This is a genomic window from Pseudomonas berkeleyensis (assembly GCF_014109765.1).
In the GTDB taxonomy this organism is placed as follows: Bacteria; Pseudomonadota; Gammaproteobacteria; order Pseudomonadales; family Pseudomonadaceae; genus Aquipseudomonas; species Aquipseudomonas berkeleyensis.
Genome location: NZ_CP059139.1, coordinates 2,344,397 through 2,355,000, shown reverse-complemented (window position 1 = coordinate 2,355,000; position 10,604 = coordinate 2,344,397). Strand labels below are relative to the sequence as shown.

The window sequence follows — 10,604 nt, the reverse complement described above, 5'->3', positions numbered from 1 at the left end:
AATACCTGGGACGGCAGGCTCATCACCTCTTCAGAATCCTCGCCTTCCGGCGGCAGGGATAAGACAAAATCCGGGTTGGCCAGCGTGGCTGCCAGATCGAGGCAAACATGCCCCTGACCGAGTTGATGACTGGCCAGGGCGGCGCCGAGCAGCAGCAGGGGCGAAGCGTCCGGATCCAGCTCAGCGAACAACTGTGCCAGCGCACGATCCAACTCACGCAGCCAACCACGCGCGCTCCATATAGAAAGCAAGGCAAAGAGTTCAGCGCGATCACGTAGCGCCGGCGCAAGCGTCGTACTCATGCAGCGCCCTCCTCGGCTTCGCCCATGAACAGCGCGTCCAGTCGCTCGATCAGCTCGCGCGGCGGCCGCGCCAGGTAGACACCCTGCTGCGGCGCACGCAGGAACAGATAAAGCGCACCACCGACATGCTGGTCATAGTCGTAATCCGGCAGGCGCAAGCGCAGTTGCCGATGCAGCGCCAGCACGTAGAGCACGTATTGCAGGTCATAACGGTGGCTGGCGATGGCCGTTTCCATAGCCTCGCGGGTATAGGCGCTGCCGTCACTGCCGAGCCAGTTGGATTTGTAATCCGCCACGTAGTAACGCCCCTGATGTTCGAATACCAGATCGATGAAGCCTTTGAACATGCCATTGAGGGTGTCGGCACGCAGCGGCTGCCTCGCCATACCCGGCAATTCGTACTGCTGTACCCACTGATCCAGCAGCCTGACATCCACCCCGCGCGCTTCGAACCAGAACTCCAGCTCGGGCTGATATTGCGTCAGTTGCGCCAGCACGACGGTATCCGCGCCATCCAGTGCGAGCGGCTGGGTCAGCAGCGCCAGCAGCCAGTCATGTAGCGGATCAATCCAACTTTCCAGACCGCGACGCTGACAGCGCCTCGCCAGCGCCTCGCGCAACCTCGGTGAATCCTGCACCAGGGTCGCGAAGCCTTCCTGCGCCGCCATTTCCAGCAGACCGTGGAGGAAGGTGCCGGGGTTCGGCCCGCGCGGATAGCGATGTAGCCCCAGAGCAGATGCCGGCAGCGGCGCCAGGGCCAGCAACGGATCCTCATCGTCGATGGCGTTCTGCATCGCCGGGCTATCGGGCGCGGCGTCTTCATGGCGGCTGACCTGACTAGGCGCATCCTCGTCCAGACGCAGCGCACTATAAGAGGCGATCCACCAATGCTCGGCAGCGCGTCGTACTGGCGTACGCCAATGCGGCTCGAACTGCTCATCTTCGATCATGCGATAGCGCTGCTCGCTGGCGGGTGGCACCGGCGCAACGGTGCCTTCCAGCCCAGCGGCAAAGGGCGCGAGCCAGTTGGCGAGTTCGCCACTGGCGGCCAGCGATACGCCGCCACCGAGCAGATAGCCCAAGGCCGACTCATGCAGACGCGACTTCTTGCCGTTACCGATCTTCAGGTCTGCCACGCCCAACCAGCAGGCATGACGGGCACGGGTCAGCGCCACATAGAGCAGGCGCAAGTCTTCACCCAGACGCTCACACTCGGCGCGTTCCAGGCTGTCTTCATCGGCCTTGAGCACCAGTCGGCGGCGTTCGCCGTCATGGATCTGCAGCGGCTTCTTGTCATCCACCGGGCGGAATGCGCAGATGAATGGCAGGAACACCAAGGGGTATTCCAGGCCCTTGGATTTGTGGATGGTCACCACGCGCACCAGCGCCTCGTCACTCTCCAGACGCAGCACCTGCTCGTCGGCAGCCTGCCCCTCACCAGCCAGCAGTTCGCCCAGGTGACGAATCAGTGCCAGTTCACCATCGAGCTCGGCGGCGGCCTGCTGCAGCAATTCGGCAAGATGCAGCAGATTGGTCAGTACTCGCTCACCATCATCACGCCCCATCAGCCGTTGCGGCAGTTCGAAGTCCTGCAGCAACTGACGCAGCATCGGCAGCACGCCCTGGCGCTGCCAACGCTGACGGTAATCGCGGAACTGCATGACGCGGCGCTCCCAGGTGCGCTCGTCGAGGTTGAGCTGCTCCAGCTCGGTCAACGCCAGCCCCAGCGTCGCGCTGGCCAGCGCTGCACGCAGCGGGCGATCCTGATCCGGCTCAGCGCAGGCGCGCAGCCACAGCAGCAGGTCGCGTGCTTCCTGGGCGGCGAACACCGAATCCTTGTCGGAGAGGTAGACGCTACGCACGCCGCGGGCGGCCAGCTCGCCGCGAATGGCCTGCGCCTCATTGAAATCGCGCACCAGCACCGCGATGTCGCTGGGCCGCAAGGCACTGAGCGTGCCCTCCTTGCTAAAGCCAGCCTGCCCGCTCTGGCCTAGATCCAACAGACGCACGATCTCGCTGGCCGCACCGGCCGCCATGGCATCCAGATAGGCGCCTTTGGCAACCGGCTCGTCGCTCGCCAGTTGCCATACCGTCAGGGCTGGCTGCGCCTGGCCGCCGACACTCCAGACTTCGCGCCGACCTTGTGCGCCCACCTCGATAAAAGGCAGGTCGTCACGCAGCAGAAACGCCCCCTCGCCGCCGTCACGCTGTTCGGCACGCAGGAAAATGCCGTTGACGGCATCGACCATGGCCTGGCTGGAGCGGAAGTTCTTCTCCAGGTTGTAGTGCCGACCGAATGTGGCTCGGCGCGCACGCAGGTAGGTGTGGATGTCGGCGCCACGGAAGGAATAGATGGCCTGCTTGGGGTCACCGATCATGAACAGGCCGCAGTCGTCGCGATTGGCTTCGACCTCATAGAGCGTGTCGAAGATGCGGTACTGCAGCGGGTCGGTGTCCTGGAATTCGTCGATCAGCGCGACAGGGAACTGCCGCCGGATCACCTCGGCCAAGCGCGGGCCATTGCTGCCCTGCAGGGCAGCGTCCAGACGCATGAGCATGTCGTCGAAGCCCATTTCCGCGCGCTGGCGTTTCTCCCAGTCGAAGCGCTGGCGAACCCAGGCCGCCGCATGGCGCAAAGCCGCGTCAGCGGGGTCAGGCAGCGCATCAATCTGAGACTTGAGTAAAGCCATGGCAGCCAATGCCGGATGATCTGGCGGCTCGCCTTTCCAGGCTTCGGCCAAGCCGTTAGGGGTCAGACGCTCGAAGCCCTTGCCGAGATCCAGGCTCGCTCCATCACCCAACGCCCACTCTTTGAGTTTGACGAACCAACGCTTGTAGTCCGGCTGCTTGAGCTTACTGCCGTTGAAAGCTTTAGCGTCACGCGCCCCATCGAGCAAGAGTTCCAGCTCTTCAGCCCAGATCGGCCAAGGCTGTTTCAGCACGTGCAGTTGCCGATCACGCTCCTCCAGAACGAGATCAAGCAACTCACCAAAGCCTGCACCGAAGCCTCGCTCTCTTCACTGAGTAAAGGTCGTAGCTTCGTCCCCAGCCCGGCAGGTGTACCCCAGACACTTGCCACCCATTGCAACGCCGCATCCTGCAACGGATAGCAGTGCTGCCGCCAGTAGTCGCGCACCACCTCGGCCAACAGCTCGCGGTGGTCGGTCTCCAGGGTCTGGCTGAACAGGCTGCCGCTGTCGAAGGCATGCTCACGCAGCATGCGCTGGCACCAGCCGTGAATGGTGGACACGGCGGCCTCGTCCATCCACTGCGCCGCCAGTTCCAAACGGCGGGCGCACTCGTCCCACTGCGTTTGCGCGAAATCACCGCGCAGTTCACGCAGCAGATCATCGCCCTGGGCATCGCCCCGGAATACGGTCGCGGCCTCGACCAGGCGCGCGCGAATACGGTCGCGCAGTTCGCGCGTGGCCGCATCGGTAAAAGTCACCACCAGAATCTGTGGCGGCAGCAGCGCCTCGCGGAACGCGGCGTCGCCCCCATGCCCCAGGATCAGTCGAAGGTAGAGCGCGGAAATGGTGAAGGTCTTGCCCGTGCCGGCACTGGCCTCGATCAAACGGCTGCCGTGCAGGGGGAACGTCAGGGCCAATGGGCGCTGCTGGCTCATGCTGCGTCCTCCTCGAGCGCCTGGGGATGGCTGTCGAGCAGAGGCTGATAGAGCCTCTCGCTCCAGTGCTGGAACTCGATCATCGGCGCTGAGCGCAGCATAGTCGGGGAACTGCCTCGCCAGACTGGCGCTGCTCTGGACTTCACCGGTGAGGTTGTAGCCACCCTCGTAGACGCTGCGCGCCTTTTCCTCGTTGTTGTCCTGTAACCAGGCCAGCGAGGTTTTCAGCGCGACCGGCAACGGCGAGTGCATACCCCCATTCCATGCATCCAGCCAAGCCGTGAGCACGCGCCTGGCCTGCTCGGCTTGCAGAGGCTCGAAGGCCAGACTGCGATCCTCACCGACCAGCAAGGTGGTCAGCGTCACGCCGCAGGCCGCGGCGATGACGTGCAGTACATAGGGCCGCAGCAGGCGATGCCACTTCCAGCTCTTGTCCTTGTGCAGCGCGCCTGGCAGCAGTTCCAGGCGCGCCAAGCTGCCGTCGGCCTTCTGCCGCAGCCCGGCGAGCCAGCCGTCGAGCTGAACACCGGCTGCGGCGAAAGTCAGGCGCTGCGGGGATTCCAGCAGGGTCGGCCAGCACAGGCAAAGTCCCTGGTAACGCCGTAATTGTGCCGGCAGGGGCTCCAGCAAGGCGTTGCGATACTGCTCGCCGAAACCGGCCAGCGGCAGGACACCACTGCGTTGCAGACGATCAGCTGCCGCCCTCAGCGCATCATCGCTGTCGCCCTCGCCTGCGGTCGCCGCCTTGAGCAAGGTTTCCTGCAACTGGTAGCGCTGCAGACCGTCGAGGGCGAATGGCTCACTGTCGAGCTGCGCCTGCTCTTGTTCATCGAGAAACACCTTCAGGCGGCGGGTGAAGAAGCACTTCACCGGATCGCGCAGGAACAACTGCAACAGCTCAGGCGTGAGCTGTTGCCCCTCCTCCCAGATCGGCAAAGATGTAGCGCTCTTGCCAGCCGAGATGCGCCGGGCTGAACGGTTGCAGGGGATGCTCGGTGGTCAGGCCGTGCAGAAGGTCGCCGCCGCCAGCCAGTGTCCAGGCACTGGCAAGATGGTCGCGCAGCTGGCCAACCAACACGGAAGGCGGGCGCTCGCTGTTGTCGCGAATACTGCGCCCTACCCAGCTGATATAGAGACGATCACGCGCCGCCAGCAGTGCTTCGAGCAACAGATAGCGATCATCCTCGCGGCGTGAGCGGTCACCGGGGCGGTAATCGCCAGCCATCAGATCGAAATCCAGCGGGGCCTGGCTGCGAGGGTAATCGCCATCGTTCATGCCCAGCAGGCAGACCTGACGGAACGGGATCGCGCGCATCGGCATCAGGGTGCAGAAATTCACCGCGCCAGCGAGAAAACGCTGGCTCAGCCGCCCCTGATCGAGCCCGCCGAGCCAGGCTTCACGCACCACCGGCAGGGTCAGCGCTTCGTCCAGCGTCGCGGCCTCGCACAGCTCCAGCCAGGCATCCAGCGCATCGAGCAACTGAGTCGTGAGCACGTCTTCGCGGTCGTTTTGCGGCAGGAAGAAATCGTTGAGCACGCTGCGCAAGCGTTCGCCCCACTGACCCGGTGTGGCCGGCTCGCGCAGTTGCTGTAGATGCCGGTCGAGGGTTTCCAGCAGGCGCGTCACCGGGCCGATCAACGCAGCATCGAGTCCACCGATCTCGTCATAGGGCTCGATACCAGCAAAGGCGTCGGCCGAGCCCACTGCGTAGCCCAGCAGCATACGCCGCAGGCCGAAGCGCCAGGTGTTCTGCTCCAGGTTCTCGCCGAGGCCAAGCGATTGCCGCTGGCTCGCATCCAGGCCCCAGCGCACACCGGCACCCTCCAGCCAGCGACGCAGGGTGGGCAACTGATCCTCGGTGATGGCGAAACGTTGACGCAGCGCCGCTACATCCAGCAGATCAAGAATCTCACTGACGCTGAAGCGGCTTTCCGGCAGGCGCAGCAGGTGCTCCAGCGCGATGATCATCGGTTCCTTGCCGCGCAGCCCCTGGTCGGCAAGGGTGAAGGGAATGAAACGCGGGTCGTCGCTGGAGAACTGGCCGAATACGGCCTGGATATGCGGCGCATAGGCATTGACGTCCGGCACCATAACGATCACGTCGCGCGGCCGCAGCGTGGCGTCCTCGCTGAAGCTGGCCAGCAGTTGATCGTGCAACACCTCCACCTCGCGCTGAGCGCTGTGAGCGATATGAAAACGCAGCGAATGATCACGCGCAGGGTCGACAGCAGGCCAGGTGCTGCGCGTTTCCGCCAGCGGACGCAGGTCAAGGATGTCGTTCTGCAGTTGGCCGAGCAGGCTATTCTCGCTGGCCGGACTGAACAGGTCGATGCGCTCGAACTGTTCGCGGTAGCGCTGCGGCTCGTCGTACTGATCCAGCAGGTTGATGTAGTCACGACCCTGCTTGCCCCAGGCAGCGAGCAGCGGCTGCCCATGCTGGTGCATGTCCTCCTCCTCGAACAAGCCGATCTGGGCGCCTGGTCTGCCCTTGCGCTGCTGACGGCGGTATTCGTGGCGCAGCAGATCCTTGTCTTCGACGATATCGCCCCAGTGATGCTGACAGGGGTTGTGCACGTAGAGCATGACCTGGCTGAAGCGCGCCATGGCCGCCAGCGCCTCCAGTACCTGGGCTGGCAATGAGGAAATACCGAAGACAGTGATGCGCCGAGGCAGTCCCGGCGGCGCTGCATCCAGTTCGCCCATACGGGCAACGAAGCGCGGATGCACGCCAGCGCGGCTCTCGGCCAGGTGCTGCTCGCCAACGTCCGCCAGCAAGGCGCGCCACAGCGCGGGTTGCCAACGGGAATCGCCCTCCAGCAGCCGCTCGCCGCCGCGCGAGGTACGCAAGCGATCATGCCCGGCAGCCCAGTCCGCCAACCAGTCGGCGCGATAGACCTGGTATTGGTCGAACAGATCGGCCAGACGCTCGGCCAGTTGGTGGCGCTTGCGCAAATCCTGGTCATCGGCGAGGAAGCGGCGTAACGGAGCGAACGCCTCCTCGGCCAACAGATCCGGCAACACAGCCGCATCAGGCGCCAGGTCAGCGGCGCCCTTGTCCAACGGCGACTGCTGCGGGATCGCGTCCTTGCCCAGCACGTTGCGGTACGCCTGCCAGAGAAAGCGCGCTGGCAGGTCGACATCCAACGCCGCAGCGATGCCACAGCCATCACGCTCGGCCAGCGCCAGCTTGAGCCATTGGGCGATGCCATTGCTCTGTACCAGCAGCACCTCGTTCTCCAGCGGCCGCAGCGGATAGCGCCGCATCCACTGCACCGCCAGCGCACGCAGCTCTTCGAGGTGGTTGCCGTGAATAACGATAAGGCCGGGGGACAGCTCCGGGCGGGCGGGCATCGACTGACTCCTGTCGAAAATCGAAGCGCAAGTTTGCCAGCATTTGGCGACAAGGTGCGTCATCCATCGCAGCCTCGCAGCGCTCTCGCATCAGACCAAGCCACGCCCGACATTGGCGCGCAGTTCTATCCGCGCAAGCGCAGCCTGTCGAAACGGGTCAGCGTCGTCGACTGGCTGGCCGAGCGTTTCGCCGAAACATGATCAACGTTGCTCCGGCAAACGCCCGGTCGCTCAGGGCTCGCTGAACGAACGGTTCATACCGTCGGTGAGCGGGCCGGCGATATAGTTGAACAACGAGCGCTCGCCAGTGAGGATGGCGACACTCACAGGTACGCCGGGCAGCAAGGGATAACGCGCGCCAGAATGCTCGAAGGCGTCCTGCGCCGGGCGGATACGTACGCGGAAATACGGGATACGCTGCTCGTCAAGCACCGAGTCCGGGCTGATATCGACCACTTCACCATCGATAGGCTGAAAGCCGCGGGCGATCGACGATACCAGCTGGATACGAGCCTGCTGCCCAGGGGTGACCATACCGATGTCACCGACCGGCAGGCGCGTCTCGATCATCAGCGGTTCGTCCGCCGGCACCAGGGTCATCAGGGTACCGCCGGGCTGAATCACCCCGCCCTCGGTGACCACCTGCAGGGTCATGACCACGCCTTCGATGGGCGAACGCACGACCTGGCGCTCACGGCTGTCGGAGAACTTCGTCAGCCGCTCCTGCAGCTCGGTGATCTGCCGGCGCACTTCGGCCAGCTCCTTCTGCAATTCCTCGTGGCCGCCCGAATCCAGGCTGGTGAGGGCTGCCTGCTCCTGCTTCAGACCTGCGTATACGCGGCCCAGTGACGCCTCGGTTTCCTGCAGGGTGCCACGCAATTGCTGTTCGTCCTTGAGCAGTTCCAGGTGTTCGTAGCGGTTGGCCAACCCCTCGGCCATCAACTTCTGGCTGATGGCGATCTGCTCGCGCAGCAGCTTGAGCTTGGAACTGACGTGGCCGATGCGCGCCTTGAGTTCCTTTTCCTCAGCGCGACGTTGCTGGATTTTCTGCTGCTGCTCCTCGGAGCGGCTGTCCAGACGGCTCTTCTGGGCGATGAACAGGTCACGGTTGACCTTGACCTGCTCGGGGAAGTATCGCGCCAGCTCTTCGGGCACGATCATGTCGTCGGCACCGGCCAGTTGCGCTTCCAGACGCAGGGAGCGGATACGCAACGCAGCCAGCAGCGCCTCGGTCTCGCGCCCTTCGGACATCATGGCGACACGTTCGATTTCCGCCAGCGGCTCGCCAGCTGCCACACGCTGTCCTTCACGCACCAGGATACGGCGCACGATACCGCCCTCCAGGTGCTGAACCAGCTTGGTCTGCCCCAACGAAGTCACCTCACCGGTGGAGTGGCTGGCGATGTCCAGCGGGAAGAACAGCGACCACAGCAGCATGGCACCGAGCATCAGCGCCAGCAGGCGGATGGTCAGGCGGCTGCCCAGCAGTTCGTCGCCAGGCAATGCCGGGTCGGTCTTGCCGGGCAGGAAGAAACCGGCCACGCGACTCAGCAATGGATGGTTCTCGAAGACGCCCAATATCCGGTCAGCGATGCGACCAAGGCGGCTAGGTGCGTCATTCATGGGCATGCCTTGCTCAGCCATGCTGGACTCCTTCGCGTGCAGGTTTGCCATCTCGCAGCACGCGCGGTACCGGCTTGTGGTTGAGGTCGATGACCGTATCGGCAGCACCGAGGATGAACGATTCATTGCTCATCATCACCAGCGTACGCCCCTCGCGTACCAGGCGGCTGAGCAGCGCCGCGATGGCCTTGCATCCTTCGGCATCGACGCCCTCGGTAGGGTCGTCCAGTACCACCAGTTGCCCACCACCGAGCACCGCGCGTACCAGCGCCAGGCGCCGACGGATACCCAGCGGAATACTGCCGCCACCGTTGCGCACCACCAGGCCCAATCCTTCCGCACCACCTTCGACGAAGGCGCCCACCGCCAGCTCCCGGCACAACTCCAGTACCTTGGCATCAGCGGTTTCCGGCGCCAGCACACAGAGGTTCTCACGCAGGGTGCCATCGAAGAACTGCGGTTCCTGTGGCAGGTAGGCGACTTGACGACGCCACCATTGCGGATCGGCCTGGCGCAGATCCATGCCATCGACCAACAGATGACCACGGCTGGGCTCCAGCAGCCCCACCAGCAGGCGCGCCAGGGTCGTCTTGCCGCTGCCATTGGCACCGGTGAAAACCAGCACCTTGCCGGCCTCCAACGAATAATCGAAATGCTCCAACACCGGCACGGCCTGCTTCGGGTAACCGAAAGCCATGTCCTCGAAACGCAGGCTGCCGCGGGTCTGACCCAGGCGCACGCCCTCGGCACGCTCACGCGGAATAGCGCACAACTGCCGCGCCAGCTCCAGTGCGCGCTGACCACGGCCGATCTGCTCGCCCAGGCCGAGCGCGCGGGTCAGCGCCGCCAAGGCTCGACTGGCGAGAATGTTGCAGCCGATCAACGAACCGATGTCGAGGTTACCAGCCAGCACCTCGCGCGCGCCCAGCCCCATGATCACCATGCTGAGGATCAGGGTGCCGGCGTAGCTGGCGTTCTGCATGGTGTTCTGCAGACGATTGAGTTGAGCGCGCTGCTCGGCCTGATCGTCGGCGCAGGCCCGCCACTTTTCCTTCAGCGCATCGGCTGCGGAAAAAGCCCGCACCATTTCGCCGCCAGCAGTGAGGTTGTGCTGGTAACCGGCCATTTGCATGGCGATGCGACTCTGCGCCTCCATCGGTTCACGCAGGCGGCGCTGGGCCAACAGCGACACCAGCGTGACACCGGCCATCACCAGCAAAGCCATGCAGGCCAGGAACGGGCTGAGCATGCCCAGCACCACGACGAAGACGAAAGCGAACGGCGTGTCCAGCAGGGTCACCAGGTTGGGCGCACCGAAGCATTGCTGCACGGTGCTCTGCCCGGAAAGGATTTCCCGCCGCGCCGTATGCGGCAACTGCTCGACCAGGGCGTACTGGCCACGCACGGCGCCTTCGAACAGCGTCTCACCCAACTCCGTATCGGCCCGTGCGCACAACCACTGCGCCACGCGCAGACGCGCATTGCGTAGCAGCACCTCGAAGCCCACCGCCATGACGGCGCCGAGGGTCAGGGTCACCAGGGTCGCGTCGACACCCAGTGCCAGGTACCGGTTGAGAACATGGATGCTGTACAACGAGCTGGCCAGACCGAGCAGATTGATCAACAGCGAGGACAGCCACAGCTCCAGGCGCAGCCTGGGTTGCAGGGCGATTCGGCGGAAAAACTCGTTCATCGTGACACT

The 10,604-nt window shown here is 64.3% G+C and carries 3 protein-coding genes and 3 pseudogenes (1 of these 6 cut by a window edge); all 6 read right to left on the bottom strand.

Annotation, left to right across the window (positions count from 1 at the left end; all coding sequences use genetic code 11):
• Nucleotides 1–302, bottom strand: a pseudogene (gene recD / locus HS968_RS10955) (exodeoxyribonuclease V subunit alpha) (it extends 1,727 nt beyond the left edge of the window).
• A pseudogene (gene recB / locus HS968_RS10950) lies at nt 299–3,927 on the bottom strand (exodeoxyribonuclease V subunit beta). Before recB ends, recD begins: the two co-directional pseudogenes overlap by 4 nt.
• Before the next feature lie 258 nt (nt 3,928–4,185).
• A pseudogene (locus HS968_RS26380) lies at nt 4,186–4,797 on the bottom strand (exodeoxyribonuclease V subunit gamma); the annotation flags it as partial.
• A gap of 28 nt (nt 4,798–4,825) precedes the next feature.
• Nucleotides 4,826–7,279 carry an exodeoxyribonuclease V subunit gamma gene (gene recC / locus HS968_RS10945; protein WP_238338935.1) on the bottom strand — a complete coding sequence of 818 codons (2,454 nt, stop codon included), beginning with the start codon at nt 7,277–7,279 and terminating at the stop codon, nt 4,826–4,828.
• Nucleotides 7,280–7,510: 231 nt separating this feature from the next.
• Nucleotides 7,511–8,923, bottom strand: coding sequence for an HlyD family type I secretion periplasmic adaptor subunit (locus HS968_RS10940; protein ID WP_182371258.1), 1,413 nt, complete (start codon nt 8,921–8,923; stop codon nt 7,511–7,513).
• Entirely contained in the window at nt 8,916–10,595 is a 1,680-nt protein-coding gene (locus HS968_RS10935) for an ATP-binding cassette domain-containing protein (protein ID WP_119695325.1), read from the bottom strand. Before HS968_RS10935 ends, HS968_RS10940 begins: the two co-directional genes overlap by 8 nt.
• Nucleotides 10,596–10,604 lie beyond the last annotated feature (9 nt).

Bases quoted from the DNA above. Each gene is read 5' to 3' on its own strand.
- recC (WP_238338935.1), bottom strand. From the start codon at position 7,279: ATGCCCGCCCGCCCGGAGCTGTCCCCCGGCCTTATCGTTATTCACGGC.
- HS968_RS10940 (WP_182371258.1), bottom strand. From the start codon at position 8,923: ATGGCTGAGCAAGGCATGCCCATGAATGACGCACCTAGCCGCCTTGGT.
- HS968_RS10935 (WP_119695325.1), bottom strand. From the start codon at position 10,595: ATGAACGAGTTTTTCCGCCGAATCGCCCTGCAACCCAGGCTGCGCCTG.